Source organism: Bacillus sp. PPSBB_11, assembly GCF_038023285.1.
In the GTDB taxonomy this organism is placed as follows: domain Bacteria; phylum Bacillota; class Bacilli; order Bacillales; family Bacillaceae; genus Bacillus; species Bacillus altitudinis.
Genome location: NZ_CP150633.1, coordinates 1,949,048 through 1,969,184, shown reverse-complemented (window position 1 = coordinate 1,969,184; position 20,137 = coordinate 1,949,048). Strand labels below are relative to the sequence as shown.

Sequence of the window (20,137 nt, the reverse complement as noted above, 5' to 3'; positions counted from 1 at the left end):
ATTTCACGTTTGAAGGAAAAGAGACACTACCTGTAGGATAGTGTCTGCTTGCTTCTTACATTAAAAAGTGGTTTTAATGGTTTGTTTTTCTTGATGGCGCTCAATTGCAAGTGACACCAGCTTCTCAATCAGCTCAGGATACTCTACACCAGTATGTTTCCAAAGCAGCGGGAACATACTAAAAGGTGTGAACCCTGGCATTGTATTCACTTCATTGATCAGCACTTCGCCTTCTTCTGTTAGGAAGAAATCTGCACGTACGAGGCCAGATCCATCAATGGCTTTAAATGCCTTAATCGCCATATCATGAATCGTCTTGTACTCTTCCTCTGACACACTCGCAGGAATGATCAAATCTGTATCGCCATCTTCATATTTTGCTTTGTAGTCATAAAAATCTGTTTTAGGTGCAATTTCACCAACAACTGAGCATTTCGGCTCGTCATTTCCTAATACACCAATTTCAATTTCTCGTCCTACAACGCCTTCTTCCACAACAACACGACGATCATATTGGAAAGCCAAATCAAATGCTGTTTGCAGCTCTTCTTTGCTGCGGCATTTACTAATTCCGACACTTGATCCCATGTTGGCAGGTTTCACAAAACAAGGATACCCGAGAACTGCTTCTACCTGTTCTAGACTGTCTGATATGGCTTTCTCATAATCCTTTTTATTGAAGGAAAGGTGCTTTGCCTGCGCAAGTCCAGCTTGAGCAAACACATCTTTCATCATGACTTTATCCATACCCGCAGCAGACGCGAGAACGCCGTTACCAACATACGGGATATTCAATAGTTCAAGTAACCCTTGCATGGTCCCATCTTCACCATTTGGCCCATGTAGCAATGGAAAGACAACATCAATCTTTTCATCAGCTGCTGCAGGCTGTGGAAACATGCTTTCATTTAAAGAAGTTGGTAAAAACGTCTTTGCATTTTGTTCAAATTGAAGCATTTTGACGTTTGATACTGGTTCAGTGAGTTTTTCTCCTCTTAGCCATTCGCCCTCTTCTGTAATATAAATTGGATGTATATCGAACTTCTCAGTGTTAAGTGCTTTTGTAACTGCAAGGGCTGTTTGCAGTGATACATTATGTTCGGCTGACTTTCCGCCGTAAACCAATCCTAAACTTATTTTCAATGGATACTCCCCCCACTAAAATTCATCTTTACTATCTTATCACTTTCAAGCAAAAATGCTCTAATTAATTTTTGTTGTTACGGAATTGAAATGATTTGTAAAGATTGTAAGCGCCCCCCCGAGCATTTGTATGTCATTCGCCTTTATTTTATATTAAAATGACAAAATGACATTGAAAAGGAGTTGTGACAAATTGAAAAAAATTACAAGCACTGAACAATTCAACGAAATCATTCAATCAGACAAAGAGGTCATCGTTAAATTCTTTGCGACATGGTGCCCTGATTGCACTAGAATGGACATGTTCATTCCAGACATCTTAGAGGCTTATGCTCAGAATGAATGGTTTGAAATAAACAAAGACGACTTTCCTGAGTTAGCGGAAACGTATCAGGTCATGGGAATTCCTAGCCTGTTAATTTTCAAAAATGGCGAAAAAACAGGTCATTTACACAGTGCCAACGCTAAATCACCTGAAGAAGTAACAGAGTTTCTTCAAGAACACGTTTCATAACTCATTTGAATGGAGACATCAGCCAACTCATGCTGGTGTCTTTTTTTATATCCTTTTAAATCAAATCTCTTCATAAGACGAGATGTGCGGCTAAAACGTTTCAACATCGGCAGGGAATGTTTGATCTGATTTCATGACAAGGTTTGACAGCGGATTATTTCCTGGGAAAGAATTCATCGTCGATATGGATGGGAATATGTCGGTTACGTGAATTTTCTGAATTGAATCTTTACTTATGACATTCTGCTTTGTATAATGGAGTTGCTAATTGAAAATGATTATCAATTTCATCTGTGTGAAATCTTATAGAATCCATTCTACCAAAGGAGCGTTGAGTTACATGTCTAAGAAGAAAATCAAAACGTATCAGCAATTGATTGAAGAAAACAAGGAAGCGATCATGCGAGACCCTAAGATGATGGAAAGTATATACGCAACCATCGACAAAAAGCACCAGAAGCAGCTTGCCGCTGCTGGACGTGAATCATAAACACAAGAAGAGCAGTCAAATAGATGGCTGCTTTTTTATTTGCCTGAAGAAAAGAAAAAGCCGATAAAATCTATTCTTCGATTTTATCGGCTTTTGTTTTAATGTGATTTCGCTACACGGTCTTGTTTCATTCCTAAATAGATGAGCATATATGTTAGATAACCCATTGTCATCGTTAAACCACCGAAGAAGAATTGTGAAAACACGGGTTCTTCAAATGTCGTAACGGCAGCAAGAACGATCCAGCTCGCATATAAATAGACCATGAACCATTTCATGTTTCTTTTAAGTGTATACAGAAAGAAAAGACCCGCTAATGAAAAGATCCCTAGCGCTAGTCTGAAATAAACAAGATGATCAAACTGGAAGGCAAAAGACACAAACGAAAACGACAACAGCAACAAAATAGGTAAAGCCGTAATAAAATTTTTCACGATAGTGCCACCTCCATGACTCTGTCTTATTATAAGACAAAATCAGCCGGTTATCGTGAAATACAGACTCGTTTTCACAAAGATGTCACGAATTTTTCTTGTTATTTGACACAATTTTTACACATTTACATCACGCTTCCAAAAAAGGAGCCAAGCAGCACCAACAAAGAAAACGAAATGCGCCCCTACAATGAATAGCGAAAACAGAGGGCTCATGCCCTGAAAGAGCGGCGGACCTTGAAAACTGTATTGTGTAAAGTCCGTATTAGCGAAAAGTAGAATCTTCCCCCACTGATTTTCTAACAGAGACATGATCGACACTAATGATTTCGCCGCGTATAAGACGAAAAATGAAGTCACAAGTGCAATCAGACTGTTTCTAAACAAACTTGAGCACAGAAAAGCAAAGCTTGCCATCATGACCACTTCCACCCACTGTGATCCAATCACAGCAAATGTGTGCAGAAATAATCGCCCAGTGCTTTCATCAAAATCAGTACCAAAGAAAATAAGGCCAAAAAGAAAAGCGAACACATAATAAAAAACAAACAGGTAAAGGACCATCAGCACAAGAGTGATGTATTTTGACAAGAAAATATGAAGCCTTGTCTTCGGCCGAATCAACAAGAACTTGATGGTTCTTTTTTGAAACTCTGTTGAGATCAATGTGGCGCCAATCACGACAGCGAACACTTGTAAAATAAACACAACATTCGTAGAATAAGCAAAATAGTTCGCGACTGTATCTTGCCCGCCAAGCCCGGAAATGACTCGTTTCAATGCTAGAGCCATCGTCAATTGAAAGACAACAATCAGTCCAAGTGCAATGAATGTGATCTTTTGTCTCGTGATTTTTTTATGTTCATTCTTGATGAGTTGAAGCATCTGCCGTCCCGCCTTCCGTCCATTTCATAAAGGCCTCTTCAATTGATTGTTTTTGAGGCGTCATTTCAAGTACATCAAATTCTGCTAAGACAAGCTGTTTATTCAGCTCCGGCACACGGTCTTTTTTCAGTTGAACCAGCACATGCTGATCCCTTTGTTCATATGTATATCCTTGCGTATCTAGCCATGAAACTGCCTTTTCTACTGGCTGAATATTCATCAACACCTGCTCTTTTCCTTCCATGTCTCGAAGGTTTGTATTGGCTTTGATTTGTCCTTTTTGGATGATGATCATGCGGTCACAAAGCTCTTCTACTTCATGCAATAGATGTGTAGCAAATAACACAGAGACACCTTCTTCTTGTACAAGCAGTTGCAAGTGCTCTCGAAACTCCTTCATTCCTGCGGGATCAAGCCCATTTGTTGGTTCATCTAAAATGAGCAGATTGGGCTTATGCAAAATTGCTTGTGCAATCCCGAGCCTTTGTTTCATCCCTAGTGAATACGTTTTGACCTTCTGATGAATGGCGTGCTCCAGACGAACTCTTTTTACCACTTCAAAAATGCGTTCTTCTGAAACTCCATCATGCATAGATGCATACAGCTCAAGGTTTTCAAAACCTGTTAAATATGAATAAAATTCCGGATTTTCTATGATCGCCCCAACAGATGACATCGCCTTTTGATGATCATCATCTTGAGAATATCCATTTATGATGATCCGGCCGTTGTTTTTTTTCATCAAGCCAACGATCAATCGAATCAAGGTCGTTTTTCCAGACCCATTTGGACCAAGTAAACCGACAATTTCCCCTTGCCTAATGTCCAACGAAATATGTTGCAAAATTTGATGCCGGCCAATTTGTTTATCGACGTTCTCTATGTGTAAAACAGCAGACTGCAAAGTGGTTCCTCCTTCTGATGTAAAACCTATGGCGGCAGTTACGGCCGCTCATCCTGTAAAAAGTATATCACGCTAGACAAGCCGTTCCACGAAAAAAAGGGCTGATCCAGTCAGCCCTTCTTGTTGTTATAGTGATAAGTTAGGTGTTGGTGCTTCCTTCTCATGTTTCTTCTCAGTTTCAGAAACAATCACCGCACATGCTGCGTCACCTGTAATATTGACCACGGTTCTTGCCATGTCTAATAAGCGGTCTATGCCAAGGATCAGCGCAATGCCCTCAACAGGAAGATTCACGGAATTTAAAACCATGGCTAGCATGATGAGCCCTACCCCTGGGACACCTGCTGTGCCAATACTTGCTAGTACTGCCGTTAAGACAACTGTCAGCATTTGAACAAGGGTTAATTCAACTCCATACACTTGTGCGATAAAAATAGTCGCAACCCCTTGCATGATCGCTGTACCATCCATATTAATGGTCGCACCTAGCGGCTGCACAAAGCTTGAAATAGGTTCTGGCACCTTCAAGCGCTTTTGAGCTGTTTCCATTGATACTGGCAGCACTGCGTTACTGCTTGATGTACTAAATGCCACAACCATCGCTGGAGAAAATCCTTTGAAGAATGCCATTGGATTTCGTTTAGCTAATAGGGCAACGGTTGACCCATAGGTCAGGAAGAAATGCAAGATCAGCGCAATTAAGACGACTGAGAAGTAAAGTCCCATCGCTTTCATGGCATCGAGCCCCTGACTGCCAATCGCCGTTGCGATCAAACCGAATGTCCCGTACGGTGCGAATTTCATCACAACACCGACAAGATACATCATTAATTCATTTCCTTGTTCAAACAGCTTCAGCAAGCCTTCTGTTTTTTTACCGAGCAAGGCAATGCCGAGACCTAAAAATACACAAAAGACGATAATTTGAAGCATATTTCCTTCAACTAGAGATTGGACTGGATTGGTTGGAATAATGTTGAGTAGTGTGTCTGCCATTGATGGGGCTTCCTCAGCGGAATATTCTGCCGCTTTCGTATCAAAATTACCGAATGCGCCTGGCTTAATTAGTAAGGCCAATGAAATGCCAATAATGATGGCAAAAGTCGTAGTGAGTAGAAAGTAAGTAATGGTTTTCACGCCGATTCTGCCAAGTTTTTTCGGATCGCCAAGGCCTGCTACACCAAGTGTGATCGAAAAGAAGACAATCGGCACAACTAACATTTTAATCAGGTTTAAGAAGATTTGACCTAGAGGTGTAAATAGATAAGGGTCTAACACTTTGAATACATTTGGAGCAAAAATGTTGAGTAGTAGTCCTGTGATTGCACCTACAATTAAAGCAATAATAATTTTCGTCGCAAGCTTCAATAAAATCTCCCCTTCCTCGTCAAAAAGGCCCACGAGAGAGTCTTCTCGTGGGCCTGCGTGTCCATACGTGTACCACTGTCTACTCTCTTCACGCTGATGAGGTTAGCTGACGGGTTAGGACGAAGAGATGTCCTTTTTTCTTAAAATAAGAAAAATTCACCCCAAAAACTTGGGTCCCCCATTCCTTTAGAAGGATTAAGCGTGTGGTAATATGATATTTTCATACTATTTATACCTTATTTTTAGAAAATTGTAAACAGGTTCATATGAACTTTTTAATTACTTTCTTCCTTATTCGTGACCTCCAAGATATCTAAGATAAACACAAAGATTGGGATGCCGATAATCAGTCCCCAAATGCCAATATAGTGTTCAGAGAAGATCAGGACAATAAACGTGAAGAAAATAGGGAGCTCTGTTTTAGCTGACATGAGCTTCGGATTTAAGAAGTAGGCTTCAATGGCATGGATGATCACGATCACCAGCACAATATATAGGACGTACATTCCGCCTCCAAGTGTATACGCAATGATGCTGAGTGGAACGAGGGAGATGACCACACCCGCTACCGGAATTAAACCTAACAAGAAGACCATGACCGCTAATCCAAATAATTGCGGGAAGCCCATAATGCCAAGCGCAATTGTCGTTAACACACAGTTAACTGTTGCAATGATGAACTGTGCTTCAAGTACCTTACCAAATGTTCTGGAAAACTTACGTCCAAAGAAGGCAATTTCATGATAGAACACGGAGATTTTACTCGTTTTGAACTTATTCATGAATTGAATGAGGCGTTCCTTTTCGAACAGGAAGAACATGCTTAATATTAAGGACATAATGACCTGGATACTGAACGTGCTGAAATCTGTTAAGTATGTATAGAGGAAATTAAACCCTTTCTCGAAGAAAGAAGATATTTTGAAATCTCCGAACACATTGGTGACGACGTCAAAGAAGGGTAAATCTTGTGGATGATCTGCAATCTTTTTCCCTAAATGAAATAACTGTTCCACCTGTTTCGCAATGATGGGCACAAACACAAAGCCGCCAAACGTCAATCCACCAGCTAGAAGGATGTACAAAATGGTGATGACTGATTTCTGTCCTATTTTCAGGAAGCGATTTAAAAAGCCTCTTATGACCTCTTCTAACCGGTTCATTAAAAAGGTGAAAATGAAGGTCAGGAGAATTAAATTCATCATTCCTCTTAATAGATATAATGCTGTGGCTAATACTACAAATACTGAAAACCTCTTGACACCAGGTTTTTCGAACAATTTAAAAAATGCCGCCATACGTTACACACCTGCCAGGACTAAAGTCTATTTTTCGTTGGATCTCCTATTCATTATATCGGATCTTTCTGTAAATTATATAACAAAAGGTCAATGAGGTCTTACGATTCGTCCTAAATTTATCAAGCTTTTATGTTTTTTCTTTTTTTACACAAGAAAAAACCGAACCCCATGTAGAACATAAGGTTTCGGTTTTTGGTTGTTTTTATACTAAACAGCCTGCTTGATATTTCGCATTTCCTGTAGCGCTGTTTTACTCTTCGCTTCGTCAAATTCCCCTTCACTTTTCGCTACAACAATTGTAGCAATTCCATTTCCAATCAGGTTCGTAATCGCTCTTCCTTCACTCATGAAACGGTCTACCCCTAATAGCAGTGCAAGACCTTCTAGCGGGATAACCTGAAGTGCAGCAAGTGTAGAAGCTAGCACGATAAATCCGCTTCCTGTGACTCCAGCTGCTCCTTTTGATGTGAGCATCAGAACAAGGATAATCGTGATTTGCTGTCCGATGGATAGGTCCACCCCAAACACTTGCGCTAAGAAGACCACGGCCATGGACAAGTAGATTGAAGTACCATCTAAGTTAAAGGAATAGCCTGTCGGAATGACAAGTCCAACAACCGACTTAGAGCACCCGTAGCGTTCCATTTTATCCATCATTCTTGGCAAGACAGATTCTGAAGAACTTGTGCCAAGAACAATTAAAATTTCATCTTTGATAAAACGGAGATAACCGAACAGGCTGAAGCCATACATTTTACAAATGATGTTCAGCACGACGAAAATAAACAAGAACATCGTCATATAAACGGAAAGCATCAGACTAGCTAGTGGTTTAATTGAAGCTAAACCGAAGTGTCCGATTGTATAAGCCATTGCTCCAAATGCCCCTAATGGCGCGGCACGCATGATGTAACCAATGATTTTAAAGAAGACAAGCGACAGCTTATCAAGCCATTCGATGATGCCTTTCCCCTTCTCGCCAAGTGCAGCGAGCGCAACACCGAATAAAATAGAGAAGAATAAGACCTGTAAAATATCTCCCTTTGCAAAGGCATCTACCATGTTAGATGGCACAATGTGTGTGACAAACTCCATCCAGTCGATACCCTGTCCCCCATTTTGGGTATATTGCGAGACATCCCCTTTTTCAAGCTTACTATAGTCAAGACCCGCTCCCGGCTTCATGATATTGACCACAAACAGTCCGATGACAAGCGCAAGCGTCGTCACAACTTCAAAATAGATAAAAGCTTTTCCCCCAACTTTTCCAACCTTTTTCATGTCCCCCATCTTGGCAATTCCAAGAACAATGGTTAAGAAAATAATGGGTGCAATGACCATTTTCACTGCATTAATAAATGTGTCACCAAGCGGCTTCATTTCTTTCCCGACGTTTGGCCAAACCATCCCAACAATGATCCCGATAATGACAGCTGCAATGACCTGAAATGTCAGGTTCTTCAATAGCCTCTTCATAAAAAATCAACTCCCTCACCCTTTGATGTAAACGCTTAACTGTTATCTGTAGGTAAATGATAGCGATTTCATCAAAGGCTGTGAAGCTTATGGACATATCGTACATTTTGGTCTTTTTGGTCTCTTAGTCAGAATGTACGATATATTTATTCACAGGGCGTCCGACCCCGCCATATTGCATATCTAATTTCAGCTCGCCTTCTTTTACAAGGAAGTCTAAATAACGGCGTGCCGTAACACGTGCAATCCCAAGTGCATTGGCGACTTCCTCTGCAGACTGCGCTCCGTCTTGCAGACGCATATAGGCTTTAATTTCATTCATCGTATGCACATTCAGCCCCTTAGGAAGCCATGTCTCTTCCTGCTTAACTGCAGGCTTTCGTATGATATCATCGAGCATCTCTTGAGAAAATTCTGCTGCGGTACGAATTTTTGATTTGAACGCTTTATAGCTTTCAAGAGATTCTTTCATCCGTTCGAACTTAAATGGCTTAATGATATAATCTCGGGCACCATTTTGAAGCATGGTGCCGATCGTCTCTTTGTCCTTTGCTGCCGAAATCACAATCACATCCACCTGCATCTTTTGCTTTCTGATGTCTTGCAGTGTTTTGACGCCATCTTTTTTAGGCATATACACATCGAGCACCACAAGATCTGGGCGAATGTCTTTGATGAGCTGGATGCCCTGCTCACCATTTCCTGCTACAGCCGCAACTTGAAAGCCAGGGACACTCTTAATGAACTCTTTATTGACTTCTTGCACCATCGGGTCATCTTCAATTAATAGCACCTTAATCTGAGTCATCTGTCTCTCTCCTCTATTGTCATTGGGAATTCGATTGAGAAGGTGGTACCAATGCCGATGCTTGATGTGACTTCTACATTTCCCATTCCTTTGTCGATAATCGTTTTTACAATATACAGCCCGTAGCCTGTTCCGCCTTCTTTACCGTGAGTAAAGCCTTTGTCGAAAATATGAGGAATCATGTCCTCTTCTATTCCAGAACCATAATCTTCAATTAAGATCGCGAGGACATCCTCTGTTTGATCAATACTAATAGAAATGAGTTTTGTGTCTCTTTCTACAGTATCATACGCGGCAAAGGCGTTCTCGATCAGGTTGCCAAGCAGCTTCGTCATATCATGCTGATCCAGCCGCTCTGGAAAATCGCGCAGACTGCTATTTTCATCTACTTCAACCTTTATGCCTAGCTCCTTGCCCCTTCTTATCTTGCTCATCAATAAACCAGCAACTGCATCATGCTGTATTACACGGTGGAGAAAGTCCGTCACATGCTCCTGTTCTTCGGTCGTTTGGAACGCTAAATCGAGCGCTTGATCGGCTTTCCCCAGCTGAATTAAACCCGCAATTGTATGAAGCTTATTCATATGTTCATGATTTTGCACCCGCAGGCCATCAACGAAGTTCTTCACCCCGGTTAATTCCTCCGCCAATTTGGCCGCCTCTGTCCGGTCCTGAAAAATCGCAACCGCTCCGATGATTTTCTTTTTCATCACAATTGGAATTCGGCTGCTCATGATCCGCTTTCCGCTCATATGAATTTCTTCATTGTAGACGGGTTCTGCGCGGTCAATGATTTCTGGAAGCCTTGTATCTGACAGCACATCCCAAATATTTCGGCCCACTACATCACCTGTCACGCTGAAAATTTGCTTTGCTTTTTCATTAAAAATGGTGATCATGTGCTGGTTATCAATGGCAATGACCCCTTCATTAATGGAATGAAAGGTAGCGGTGCGTTCCTCTAGCATTCTGACAATCTCATGCGGCTCCAGCTTAAACATTTGCTGTTTAATATGACGGGCGAGCAAAAATGAACCGACAAGCCCGAAGCTGAGTGTGAGCAGAAGGATCATGAGGATATCCTGCTTCATTTCTCCTAATATATCTGCCATACTCGGCAATGTTCTTCCGACTAGTACAACCCCTGTTTGGTTAAATTTTTCATCCTTTACTGGATAAAAGGCTCTAATGGCTGTGCCAAGCTCGCCCTGTGCTTCTGAGAAATAGATATGCTCTGCAAAGGCAGGTTCTTCATCTGTCCCCTCTGAGCGCTGGCCAATCCTTGTTTTCACTGGATGTGTCAGTCGCACGTGATCCATATCCATGACAACAATGTAGTCAGCATCTTGGATAATCCGAATCTCTTCGATGGCATGCTGCAACCGCGCACGCTCCTTTGTCTGATCATCCAACGCCTGCTTTACCTCATTCATCTCAGCTACTGTTCTTGCCGTGTTCATGAGCCTTTTTCGAAGTTCTCGTTCCTCTGTTTGCTGAATTCCCCCGACCAGAACAATTCCTCCGATTAAAAGGGCAAAAATGACAACGAAATATGTGAGGATGGTGAGCTTCCATCTAATAGATAATTGTTGTAATTTCAGTCGATTTCTCATCATTTTTTCACCTGTATCTTTACGAATTCTTCCTCTGTCAAGTATCCTTGACATAAGGGGGATCTGACGCATGAAGAATTTACTCGCCTATACGCTATTACTCATCATCGGTTTTGTAACCGCTTTATACTTTGGCTTTTATCATATGATGCCTAAATCAGCGACGACCTTCGACGATGAACAGACAGGGCTGAAGGATCAGCTTGTGTTCAAATTCAGCCATGTTGTCGCAGATAATACCCCAAAAGGGCTGGCTGCAAAGAAATTTGCTGAGCTTGTTCACGAAAAATCCGATGGCAGGATCAGCATTCAAATCTTTTCAAACGGGAGTCTTTATTCTGATATCGAAGAAATTAATGCACTAAAAGAGAATCAAGTTCAATTTATTGCTCCGTCTACGTCAAAGCTCGGCATGCTGTCCCCTGAATGGCTGGCACTTGATCTGCCCTTTGCCTTTTCTAACTACGATGCTGTCCAAGAAGGGTTACATGGTGCGATTGGACAGAGACTGTTCGGCACACTGCAAAAAGACGGACTAAAGGGAATGGCCTACTGGACAAATGGCTTTAAGCAAATCACTTCGAATAAAGGCCCAATCAAGCAGCCTAGTGATTTAAAAAAACAATCTCTCCGTATTATGCAAAGTGACATGATTGAAAAGCAATTCAAGCTTCTAGGCGCAAAACCCTATCAGGAATCGTTTAATTCAACATTTCAGCTGCTAGAAACAAAAAAAGTAGACGGTGAAGAAAATACAATTTCAAATATTTATTCAAAAAAATTCTATCATATACAAGACTATATGACGATCAGTAATCACGGGTATTTAGGGTATGTCGTCTTGACGGATCAATCTTTTTTTGATCGTCAAACACCTGAGACGAAGCGAATTTTACTCGAAGCGATGGAAGAAACAACAGCATGGAACGAAAAACATGCCGAACAGATGAACAAGGATCAGCTGGAGGATATTAAACGCGAATCTCCAATTGCGATACACGAATTAACACCAGCAGAGCGGCAAAAATGGATGAAGGCGCTCGATCCTTTGTATGATGAAGCAGAAAGGATCATCGGTTCCACCTTGATCAAACAAATCCGCGAGCTCCGGGCACGCTATGAATATTCTCCGATTCAAGCGTTTGAAGAAGATGCTGAGACCAAATAAAAAATCCCTTCGAGAAAGGGATTTTTTTATGCGCCGGAGTCACGCTGTTCTTGCTGAGCGAGCTCCTCTAATCTTGATAATATTCTGCGCTTTCGATATTGCATGATGCCTGTTTCGGCAATTCCTTTTAACTGTGAGCGGTTGGACGCTGCACCAAACAAAATCCCCGCAATTGGGACAAGTTGAAACAGCTTCTTCCAGCCAAACGAATCACGATAGTTATATACGACCTCACGCCATCCTTGAATTTGAGAGATCATGTTTTCGTGCTTCCCTTCTGATGCATGATAGCTCTTCAGCTCTTTTAATATTGATTTTTTCCCAACAACGTCAGCAGAATTCAACTGTAAACATTTAATGATAAAGACTCGTTCTTCTTTATTTTTCGGATCATAGCCATAGGTGACGGCGATATCCTGTAATGTTTTTAAAGAGAGACCGAGGACAGCCGGAATATCTGCCGCTAATGTAAACATACCTCCGACACCTGTCGTCGCACCTTGCACAGTGGCGAGGTTTGTTCGGTTTTTCCCCATCTGATCACTAATGGCATCCATGACCTCGATCGGAGCCGCCTCAATATCTTCAATACGCGAAATCGATTCATCGGCACATTTCTTTTGAAATTGATGAATAATGCCTTTCTCTGACGTCAAATAGACACCGCCTGATTGAATATAGTGCCCCATCTCATCTAATAACACACCGATTTTTTTTTGAATAAAGGCAGGGGTCAGCTTGTCCAGCATTTGAAATGGAAGCCGGCTAAGTTTCTCCCAAAACCATACCTTTTGCTGGTCTTTCTCCCACTTTTCAATCTCTTTTAATTGTGCTTTTAACCACTCTCTTTCCTCCATGCGATTTGCCTCCTTAGATGCCGTTCAAGTATATGTCTGTTATTATACACAATCCTTGTCCATCATACGTATCGAACATTGAAGTGGTTCCGAAAGGTTTTAATCTCTTTTAAAACGGTTATTGCTTAGTAAACAATAAACAAACAAAAGAGGAGTGATCAACATGTTAGGATTTCTGATTTCATTAGTTGTGGCGATTGTCATTGGTCTCATTGGGAGTGCACTCGCTGGAGGCAGTGTACCAGGAGGCTGGATCGGTTCAATGATTGCCGGGCTTGCAGGTGCTTGGATTGGTCATGGATTACTTGGAACGTGGGGTCCTAGTCTGGCAGGATTTGCGATCATTCCAGCGATCTTAGGAGCAGCCATTTTTGTCATTATTTTAAGCCTGATCTTCCGCAGCGTTGGATCAAGGGTTTCTTAAAAAACGATAGAAAAGAAGAGGAAGCAGAGGATGCACCGCCTAAGATAAGAGGCGGTGTTTTTTATGTTTTGATTGACAAGGTATCTATTTTTTTCACTTACATATGATAAACAAACCTATTAGTTCAGATAGTTGACTTTTCATGAAGATGGGCATATGATGATTAAAAATTGCATCGAGGAAACTTTTTGTGCCAAAGCAAAACTTTGTAGAATCTAGGTGATGACATATGACAAACAAATACATCGAGACACAAGCCCACATGTCAGTGGCAGCGGAGCGTGCACTTGAAGGAAAGGTGAAGGGTTTTAGAAGGCTCCTTCCTTTTCTCGGGCCTGCTTTTATCGCAGCCATTGCCTATATTGATCCAGGAAACTTTGCGACCAACATTGCGGCTGGCTCGAAATATGGCTATCTTCTGTTATGGGTCATTCTCATATCCAATCTCATGGCCTTACTCATCCAGTCTTTGTCTGCAAAGCTTGGAATCGCAACAGGGAAAAATTTACCTGAAATTGCTCGAGAAGAGTTTCCAAAACCAGTCTCGATTGGTTTATGGATTCAGGGCGAGCTCGTCATTATCGCCACAGATTTAGCCGAATTTATCGGGGCTGCCCTTGGTTTATACTTACTCTTTCGTATCCCGCTGCTTGAAGCATCGATTATTGCAGCGATCGGTTCTTTTGCCATTTTAGAGCTCCAAAGACGAGGTTATCGAGCGTTAGAAGCAGGAATTACCGGCATGCTGTTTGTTGTCGTGATTGCTTTCGCTGTACAAACCTTTGTGGCTAAACCTGATCTTGCAAGTGTCGCCGGTGGACTGTTCATTCCAAGGTTTGAAGGGACAGACAGCGTACTGCTTGCCGCTGGTATTTTAGGCGCTACGGTGATGCCGCATGCGATCTATCTCCATTCAGCCTTAACGCAAAGAAGAGTCGTCGGCAGAACGGAAAAAGAGAAAAAGCTGATTTTTCGTTTTGAGTTTTTAGACATCCTCATTGCGATGGTAGTTGCTGGCGCTATCAATGCCAGCATGTTGATTGTAGCAGCTGCTTTATTTTTTAAAAATGGTCTTTTTGTTGAGGATTTAGATGTAGCATTTCAGCATTTTGGAACTCTCGCAGGTCCTGTATCAGCGATCTTATTTGGTGTAGGTCTGCTTGTAGCCGGACTTTCCAGTTCTTCTGTCGGTACACTGTCAGGCGATATTATCATGCAAGGTTTTATTCAGTACCGAATTCCGCTGTATGTCCGCCGGCTGATTACCATCATCCCCCCTATTGCGATCATTGCATCTGGGGTCAATCCGACATCTGCGCTTGTGATGAGTCAAGTGGTCTTATCCTTTGGCATTGCGTTTGCTTTAATTCCGCTCATTTTGTTTACAAGTAAAAAACGAATTATGGGCGATTTGACGAATGCTCGCTGGGTGACCGGAATATCTTGGGTGATAGCAGCTCTTGTTGTCGCACTTAATCTGTTTTTAATTGTGGATACGTTTATGTAAAAGACAGTGATCAGGCTGTCTTTTATATCGGGTTGTGGTAGAATTTCCCTTGAAAGGATGTGATCACATGTTTTTTTATCAGGATCAAGATCTATCCATGCGGCTACTTGAACCAAGAGACGCGAGAAGTCTGTATCTGCTCATCCAACGCTCAAGAGAGCACTTACGTGAATGGATGCTATGGGTCGATTCGACGCAGACAGAAGAAGATAGCATGGCGTTTATTCAAGGTGCCATGCAACAAGCTTTGCAAAACAATGGTTTTCAGGCTGGAATCTGGTCACATGGAGAACTCGTTGGTATCATTGGCACCCACCAAATTCATTGGATTAATCGGACGGTTTCCATTGGCTATTGGCTCGGGGAAGGCTATCAAGGAAAAGGCATCATGACAAAAGCATGCAAAGCGGTCATTCACTATTTATTTGAAGAGTGCGGTCTGCACCGCATTGAAATAAGGGCCGCTGTTGATAATCAAAAAAGCAGACGCATCGCAGAGCGTTTATCTTTTTCACTTGAAGGCATATTAAGACAATGTGAATGGCTGGGCGACCACTTTGCCGATCACTGTGTGTACGCACTTTTACAGCCTGAATATATGAAACAAAAAACGAATTCGATCAATCAGCCTACTTAATTGTGTCGATTGGATGAACTATTTTACAAAGTGAAGCTTTGTAGTATCCGTTGTGATTGGCATCTGATAAAATAGAAGGAAAAAATCGAGGTATGATGTATGTCTCTTATTATTTTATTTTACTTATGGATTGTCCCTTTATTATTTGGCATTTTCTTCTCATTCCTAACAAAGAAAGCCACATACAAACGCCGCTTTGTCCCATCATATAGCATGGCAGGACTCAGCATCGTATTTCTCATTCTGGCACTCGTCTTTTCAGCCAGTCATTTTCTATTCATTTGCGGTATGTTCCTATTTGCCACAACACTTGTCGGCACAGGCATTCCGTTATTTTTAGCCTTTACCAAAACACCTTCATAAACAAAACCACCTTTTCGCAATGGAAAGGTGGTTTCTTTTTTACTGCTGAGGCATTCGGTATGTAATAGATGCACCTTGATTTTCTTCAACCGTCTTCACAATGTCTTGCAGAATCTCTGCTGCTCGATCGCTTGAGTCATACTTGCCGAGAGTTTTTGTCCAAGAATCATTTCCCATGATCCCTTCAATTTTTTTACCCTGTACTGTGACTTCATTGACGTGGACCAGACTTTGCTGGTTTTGTGTGAAAATCCATAACATGGCTGATTCTCCTTTTATGTGGTGATTGGATTAGATTAACATATTATTATTAGTTAAATAGATCATAAAATTTAATCTTCAATATAGCTTTCTGCTAGATCAATATCTTGTTTCATCTCTAATTCAGGATATTTTTTATCCAACCTACGCAAACATTTAATTAATTCCTTACTTTGTAAAACTTCTGATATGTCTTCAAACACTTCACTTATCCAATATAAATCTTCTTTACTGCAACGTTCTAAATATTCCAACGTTCTCTCTTCGTTTTCTCCGAGAATTTCTATTATTTCATCCCAACTCTTCTGTATACCGTAATCATCATTTAAATCTAATTTTTTTCTTTTATCTAATACTCTATTTAATGTATTTTCAATGTCCATGTTGATCCTCCACATTAAGGTTGTTTTGTAGCATCCGGAAAAATAGTTCCTACTTCTCCATTGGTTTTAATAACTCCAACTCTTACTCCTTTATATTCACCAAAGATAGCCACTCCATTTTCCACTTTAGAAAAATCAGGTGACTCAACAATTTTGGCACCCGCTGCCGCAATATCAGATTCTGTCCAGTTTTCTGGGAACCAAGATTGGTTAGAACCTGTTCGTTTTGCTTTCACCTTATGACCAGGCACATTCCCTATCCTAACACCGTTCTCATATACTTTATTTATATTATATTCTATATTATTTTCTTGTAAGAATTTTATATTGTGTTGTCCGTGTCCTCCACCCTTCATTTTTGAAATATCCCCTGTTTTAGGGTTTGTTGTGAAATCTCCTTTATTAGAATGTTTAATGCTATTTTCAGGTATTTTACTTAAACCACTTGTTTTTTTAATCCCCATCTTCCCATGAAACCCTTTCGCCCCAAACGGCAAAAGCATCCCTAGCGCCGCATTCATACTCGCTTCCTGCTGTTCTTTCGAGACTTTATTTCCAAACATATCTCGACCCGTAATCGCTTCGCTGAAGCCGTTTGTTGCGGTGAGTCCATATAAGCCTTTTTGAGATGTTTTCAGGGCGTCAAAAGACTTCTGTGATGTCTTGTAAATGTCGACTGCTCTAACTGCGGCAGACGTGGCTTGAGTCGTTTTATAGACAGCCTTTCCGCCTTTGAAAATGCGTCCTGCCCAGCCGACAATCGGGATGTAGCCTGCTGCTGCCATGCCACCTGCGGCGACTCGCTGTCCTGCGGTGAGTTCTTCACCTGTGATCGGATCAACGCCCGTTGCGGCGCGTTTTGCATCGTTCACGCCTGTCAGTTCATTGACGATATTTCCTCCGTAATCAAGGGCTTTTTCATACCAAGGACGGTTGGCGAGCGCTTCTTGTTCCTTTGCGATCTTGCGGGCTTCTTCTTGATCTTTTTTGATTTTTAGATATTCAGAAGTTTGCTTCTCAATATCGCTTTTTGCCTTGTAGATTTCGCTATTTTGATACGCTTTCTTGTCAAAATTCATAGGCGAAATGGATTTTCCGTCATTTGTCGCATTCATCATTTCTGCGTACAATGCCATTGTAGCTTGCTGCTCCGTTTCTGACAAAGCATATTCATCTTTTAGATTTTGATCAAGTTCTATTAAATCTTTAACCGTTTTCTTGCGTTCATCTTCCGCATCTGCAATCTTTTCGTCAAAGGTTTTACTATCAAATACCTCCAGAGAAATGAGGTCATCAATATCTTGAAAAATCGTTTTGAGTGCCTTTTTTTGATCCTTCACGATGCTTTTCGCATTCTTGATTCCCATATGTACAGCGTTGTCTAAAAAGTGTTCTTCTACAAAGGTATCGCCGCCAAAGTTTGTATCATCAAGCGTTCCAGAAACACCTTCATGAAAGGCTTTTTGCTTATCAATAAAGCTGATGAACATGTCCACATTTCCTGCGAGCTCTTTGTAGAAGCTTTTAATATTATCGGCACCTTTTCCAGTGAAGTCATCACCTAGATTCGCCACGCCCTGTAGCGCTTTTTTTAAATCAACCATTTCTTCACGGAGTGCCTGATAGTGTTTCGCCCTTGTATCCATGGCACTGGTTAGTGCTTTTGCATCAAGTATCTTACCCAGAAAAATCCACTCCCTCCATTATTGATCATAAAGTCTATTTTACCTTTCTCATCGAATTGGAAAAATAGGCTTTAAGTTACAAAAATCCAGTCTGTATATTTTTATACAAAAGAAAACAAGTGACAATTGAAATGTTTTTCCTTGTTCAACAAAAAAGTCAGTCCCCCTAATTGGAGGACCGACTACCTGCTGTTTAGAAAAAACGTTTAAGGCTTTTCTTAAGTGGAGGGATATCCAGCTCACCTTTTTCAAAGAATTTTTTCAATAAATATTTACTAAAGCCCGCTGCTTGTGTGTAAGTGATTTTACCAGGTAACGGTGGTTCATTGGACACCGCAACATCAATGATCACAGGTTTCTCAGCTTGAAGTGCTTGATCAAAGGCTGGTGCTAGTTCTTCATGTGATGACACCGAGATTCCTTTACCACCGCATGCTTCTGCAAATTTTGCAAAATCAATATCTTCCAGCTCTATACCATAGTTGATGTTGCCTTTTACCTGTTGTTCATATTCAATCATACCAAGGTTGTTGTTGTTTAAGATCACAACGACAATTGGCAGTTTATATTTTACCGCCGTCACAAAATCTTGCATCACCATTGTGAAGCCTCCGTCACCACAGACAGCAATGGCTTGGCGGTTTGGTTCGTTTAATTTAGCTGATATTGCGCCAGGTAAACCACAGCCCATTGTGGCAAGCCAGCTGGAAATAATGAAATCCTGCTGTTTCATTTGGAAATGACGTGCCATCCATACCGTCACATTACCGACATCAACTGAAAGAATGGCATCATCATCTACCGCTTCTTCTAATCTAGCGATGACTTGCTGCGGTTTAAGCGGTGATGTGGCAATAGATTTTTCCTTATCCATTTCTTCTCGCCACTTCATCATATGCTCTGTACAAGCTTCAAGGAAACCGCGCTGCTCTTTATATTCAATATAAGAGGTTAGTTCATGAAGACCATTTTTACTGTCACTTACAATCCCCACTTCTACTGGATATCTTTTACCGATCTGATCCGATTTGATATCCAATTGAATGGCAGGTGTGTCTTCCGGTAAGTAATCCCTATATGGGAAGGAGGTTCCAAGCATGATTAATAAATCGCACTCTTCCATCGCTTCATATGCAGGCTTCGTCCCGATCTGACCTAGGTTCCCTAAAAAGTATGGATGCCTGTCTGGAACAACACCTTTTGCAGGAAGTGTAATGACGATCGGTGCAGCTGCCTTTTCTGCAAACGAAAGAAGCTCTTCTTTTGCATTTCTTAATCCTTTTCCTGCTAAGATGACCGGCTTCTTCGCATTGTTAATGAGTTGAGCAGCCTTTAGCAGTTGATCTTTCTTCGGCCGCACGTCTCCCTCTATGTAAAGAGGAGATGTATAAACAGGACTCCGCTTAATTTTCTGAGAAAATAAATCATCTGAAACAGTGAGAACCGCCACCCCTTTATGGGTATAAGCAGCTTTGATGGCTTGATTCAATAAGTCAGGCAGAGCTTCTGCTGTTTGTACTTGCTGATTAAAGACAGCAACATCGTCAAACATCCGCTCTAATTTGATTTCTTGAAATGCATCTCTGCCTACTTCAGTTGAGGCAACCTGCCCTGCAATCGCTAATACAGGTGCACCATCCGCTTTTGCATCGTATAGTCCATTTAATAAGTGGACAGCACCTGGCCCAGCAATTGATAAACAAACACCAAGTTTGCCTGTTAGTTTCGCATCAGCTGCTGCTGAAAGTGCTGCCACTTCTTCATGTCTTGTTTGTATAAATTGAATTTTGCTTGATTCATGCCTTAGTTCTTCGATTAATTCGTTAATACTGTCGCCGGGCATTCCATAAATATGTTTCACGCCCCACTCTTCCAGTAGCGCTGTTACTTCTTTTCCTGCGGTTCTTTGCGGCATG

The 20,137-nt window shown here is 41.3% G+C and carries 21 protein-coding genes and 1 riboswitch; of the genes, 7 read left to right on the top strand and 14 right to left on the bottom strand.

Annotated features, from left to right (window positions below; translation table 11 throughout):
• Positions 1 to 60: 60 nt before the first annotated feature.
• The gene (locus tag V7L95_RS09625; RefSeq protein ID WP_007496503.1) at positions 61 to 1,143 is read right to left on the bottom strand and encodes a D-alanine--D-alanine ligase; all 1,083 of its coding nucleotides are present in this window, start codon (positions 1,141 to 1,143) and stop codon (positions 61 to 63) included.
• A gap of 193 nt (positions 1,144 to 1,336) precedes the next feature.
• Here V7L95_RS09625 and V7L95_RS09620 point away from each other — a divergent pair, with 193 nt between their 5' ends.
• Positions 1,337 to 1,657 (top strand): thioredoxin family protein, encoded by a 321-nt coding sequence (locus V7L95_RS09620; RefSeq protein ID WP_008346934.1) that lies wholly within the window; start codon positions 1,337 to 1,339, stop codon positions 1,655 to 1,657.
• Between the two features lie 340 nt (positions 1,658 to 1,997).
• Positions 1,998 to 2,147, top strand: a complete 150-nt coding sequence (gene fbpB / locus V7L95_RS09615; RefSeq protein WP_017366658.1) for a Fur-regulated basic protein FbpB — start codon at positions 1,998 to 2,000, stop codon at positions 2,145 to 2,147.
• Positions 2,148 to 2,245: 98 nt separating this feature from the next.
• Here fbpB and V7L95_RS09610 read toward each other — a convergent pair whose 3' ends face one another.
• The 8 genes from V7L95_RS09610 to V7L95_RS09575 all read right to left on the bottom strand — a co-directional run bounded on the left by V7L95_RS09610 (position 2,246) and on the right by V7L95_RS09575 (position 10,924).
• A complete protein-coding gene (locus V7L95_RS09610; protein ID WP_017366657.1) occupies positions 2,246 to 2,581 on the bottom strand; it encodes a hypothetical protein in 336 nt (111 codons plus the stop codon).
• Positions 2,582 to 2,698: 117 nt separating this feature from the next.
• Positions 2,699 to 3,466: an ABC transporter permease gene (locus V7L95_RS09605; protein WP_024720482.1), complete on the bottom strand. Its 768-nt coding sequence runs from the start codon at positions 3,464 to 3,466 to the stop codon at positions 2,699 to 2,701.
• The gene (locus tag V7L95_RS09600; protein WP_340966026.1) at positions 3,444 to 4,370 is read right to left on the bottom strand and encodes an ABC transporter ATP-binding protein; all 927 of its coding nucleotides are present in this window, start codon (positions 4,368 to 4,370) and stop codon (positions 3,444 to 3,446) included. Before V7L95_RS09600 ends, V7L95_RS09605 begins: the two co-directional genes overlap by 23 nt.
• A 126-nt stretch (positions 4,371 to 4,496) precedes the next feature.
• Complete coding sequence (locus V7L95_RS09595) at positions 4,497 to 5,738, bottom strand: dicarboxylate/amino acid:cation symporter (protein ID WP_025206789.1); 1,242 nt, start codon at positions 5,736 to 5,738, stop codon at positions 4,497 to 4,499.
• A gap of 77 nt (positions 5,739 to 5,815) precedes the next feature.
• Positions 5,816 to 5,950: riboswitch (cyclic di-AMP (ydaO/yuaA leader) on the bottom strand.
• A 63-nt stretch (positions 5,951 to 6,013) separates the two neighbouring features.
• Positions 6,014 to 7,036 (bottom strand): AI-2E family transporter, encoded by a 1,023-nt coding sequence (locus V7L95_RS09590; protein ID WP_007496515.1) that lies wholly within the window; start codon positions 7,034 to 7,036, stop codon positions 6,014 to 6,016.
• Positions 7,037 to 7,246: 210 nt separating this feature from the next.
• The gene (gene dctP / locus V7L95_RS09585; protein WP_007496516.1) at positions 7,247 to 8,515 is read right to left on the bottom strand and encodes a C4-dicarboxylate transporter DctP; all 1,269 of its coding nucleotides are present in this window, start codon (positions 8,513 to 8,515) and stop codon (positions 7,247 to 7,249) included.
• Between the two features lie 124 nt (positions 8,516 to 8,639).
• Positions 8,640 to 9,323: a response regulator gene (locus V7L95_RS09580; RefSeq protein ID WP_046342720.1), complete on the bottom strand. Its 684-nt coding sequence runs from the start codon at positions 9,321 to 9,323 to the stop codon at positions 8,640 to 8,642.
• Positions 9,320 to 10,924: a sensor histidine kinase gene (locus tag V7L95_RS09575; RefSeq protein WP_162837050.1), complete on the bottom strand. Its 1,605-nt coding sequence runs from the start codon at positions 10,922 to 10,924 to the stop codon at positions 9,320 to 9,322. The genes V7L95_RS09580 and V7L95_RS09575 overlap by 4 nt, the downstream gene beginning before the upstream one ends.
• Before the next feature lie 82 nt (positions 10,925 to 11,006).
• Between V7L95_RS09575 and V7L95_RS09570 the strand changes: the two genes are divergently transcribed.
• A complete protein-coding gene (locus V7L95_RS09570; RefSeq protein ID WP_025206786.1) occupies positions 11,007 to 12,104 on the top strand; it encodes a TRAP transporter substrate-binding protein in 1,098 nt (365 codons plus the stop codon).
• 26 nt (positions 12,105 to 12,130) lie between these two features.
• Here the strand turns inward: V7L95_RS09570 and V7L95_RS09565 are convergent, their stop codons facing one another.
• Entirely contained in the window at positions 12,131 to 12,961 is an 831-nt protein-coding gene (locus V7L95_RS09565; RefSeq protein WP_052320361.1) for an EcsC family protein, read from the bottom strand.
• Between the two features lie 163 nt (positions 12,962 to 13,124).
• Here V7L95_RS09565 and V7L95_RS09560 point away from each other — a divergent pair, with 163 nt between their 5' ends.
• From V7L95_RS09560 to V7L95_RS09545, 4 genes are all read left to right on the top strand, one after another.
• A complete protein-coding gene (locus tag V7L95_RS09560; protein ID WP_003214275.1) occupies positions 13,125 to 13,385 on the top strand; it encodes a GlsB/YeaQ/YmgE family stress response membrane protein in 261 nt (86 codons plus the stop codon).
• 229 nt (positions 13,386 to 13,614) lie between these two features.
• The gene (locus V7L95_RS09555) at positions 13,615 to 14,892 is read left to right on the top strand and encodes an Nramp family divalent metal transporter (RefSeq protein ID WP_076822730.1); all 1,278 of its coding nucleotides are present in this window, start codon (positions 13,615 to 13,617) and stop codon (positions 14,890 to 14,892) included.
• A 67-nt stretch (positions 14,893 to 14,959) separates the two neighbouring features.
• Complete coding sequence (locus V7L95_RS09550; RefSeq protein WP_008346964.1) at positions 14,960 to 15,529, top strand: GNAT family protein; 570 nt, start codon at positions 14,960 to 14,962, stop codon at positions 15,527 to 15,529.
• Between the two features lie 99 nt (positions 15,530 to 15,628).
• Positions 15,629 to 15,892 (top strand): hypothetical protein, encoded by a 264-nt coding sequence (locus V7L95_RS09545; RefSeq protein ID WP_008346966.1) that lies wholly within the window; start codon positions 15,629 to 15,631, stop codon positions 15,890 to 15,892.
• A gap of 39 nt (positions 15,893 to 15,931) precedes the next feature.
• Here V7L95_RS09545 and V7L95_RS09540 read toward each other — a convergent pair whose 3' ends face one another.
• The 4 genes from V7L95_RS09540 to V7L95_RS09525 form a co-directional block, all read right to left on the bottom strand.
• Positions 15,932 to 16,153, bottom strand: coding sequence for a hypothetical protein (locus V7L95_RS09540; protein ID WP_072368455.1), 222 nt, complete (start codon positions 16,151 to 16,153; stop codon positions 15,932 to 15,934).
• Positions 16,154 to 16,224: 71 nt separating this feature from the next.
• Positions 16,225 to 16,536 carry a hypothetical protein gene (locus V7L95_RS09535; RefSeq protein WP_072368456.1) on the bottom strand — a complete coding sequence of 104 codons (312 nt, stop codon included), beginning with the start codon at positions 16,534 to 16,536 and terminating at the stop codon, positions 16,225 to 16,227.
• Between the two features lie 14 nt (positions 16,537 to 16,550).
• Positions 16,551 to 18,221, bottom strand: a complete 1,671-nt coding sequence (locus V7L95_RS09530; RefSeq protein ID WP_076822728.1) for a T7SS effector LXG polymorphic toxin — start codon at positions 18,219 to 18,221, stop codon at positions 16,551 to 16,553.
• A gap of 193 nt (positions 18,222 to 18,414) precedes the next feature.
• A complete protein-coding gene (locus tag V7L95_RS09525; RefSeq protein ID WP_017366647.1) occupies positions 18,415 to 20,136 on the bottom strand; it encodes a pyruvate oxidase in 1,722 nt (573 codons plus the stop codon).
• Between the last annotated feature and the right edge of the window lies 1 nt (position 20,137).

What these genes read in the sequence shown, in the direction of transcription:
- fbpB (WP_017366658.1), top strand. Translation starts at nt 1,998, where the DNA reads ATGTCTAAGAAGAAAATCAAAACGTATCAGCAATTGATTGAAGAAAAC.
- V7L95_RS09605 (WP_024720482.1), bottom strand. Translation starts at nt 3,466, where the DNA reads ATGCTTCAACTCATCAAGAATGAACATAAAAAAATCACGAGACAAAAG.
- V7L95_RS09590 (WP_007496515.1), bottom strand. Translation starts at nt 7,036, where the DNA reads ATGGCGGCATTTTTTAAATTGTTCGAAAAACCTGGTGTCAAGAGGTTT.
- dctP (WP_007496516.1), bottom strand. Translation starts at nt 8,515, where the DNA reads ATGAAGAGGCTATTGAAGAACCTGACATTTCAGGTCATTGCAGCTGTC.
- V7L95_RS09580 (WP_046342720.1), bottom strand. Translation starts at nt 9,323, where the DNA reads ATGACTCAGATTAAGGTGCTATTAATTGAAGATGACCCGATGGTGCAA.
- V7L95_RS09570 (WP_025206786.1), top strand. Translation starts at nt 11,007, where the DNA reads ATGAAGAATTTACTCGCCTATACGCTATTACTCATCATCGGTTTTGTA.
- V7L95_RS09565 (WP_052320361.1), bottom strand. Translation starts at nt 12,961, where the DNA reads ATGGAGGAAAGAGAGTGGTTAAAAGCACAATTAAAAGAGATTGAAAAG.
- V7L95_RS09560 (WP_003214275.1), top strand. Translation starts at nt 13,125, where the DNA reads ATGTTAGGATTTCTGATTTCATTAGTTGTGGCGATTGTCATTGGTCTC.
- V7L95_RS09555 (WP_076822730.1), top strand. Translation starts at nt 13,615, where the DNA reads ATGACAAACAAATACATCGAGACACAAGCCCACATGTCAGTGGCAGCG.
- V7L95_RS09550 (WP_008346964.1), top strand. Translation starts at nt 14,960, where the DNA reads ATGTTTTTTTATCAGGATCAAGATCTATCCATGCGGCTACTTGAACCA.
- V7L95_RS09545 (WP_008346966.1), top strand. Translation starts at nt 15,629, where the DNA reads ATGTCTCTTATTATTTTATTTTACTTATGGATTGTCCCTTTATTATTT.
- V7L95_RS09540 (WP_072368455.1), bottom strand. Translation starts at nt 16,153, where the DNA reads ATGTTATGGATTTTCACACAAAACCAGCAAAGTCTGGTCCACGTCAAT.
- V7L95_RS09535 (WP_072368456.1), bottom strand. Translation starts at nt 16,536, where the DNA reads ATGGACATTGAAAATACATTAAATAGAGTATTAGATAAAAGAAAAAAA.
- V7L95_RS09525 (WP_017366647.1), bottom strand. Translation starts at nt 20,136, where the DNA reads ATGCCGCAAAGAACCGCAGGAAAAGAAGTAACAGCGCTACTGGAAGAG.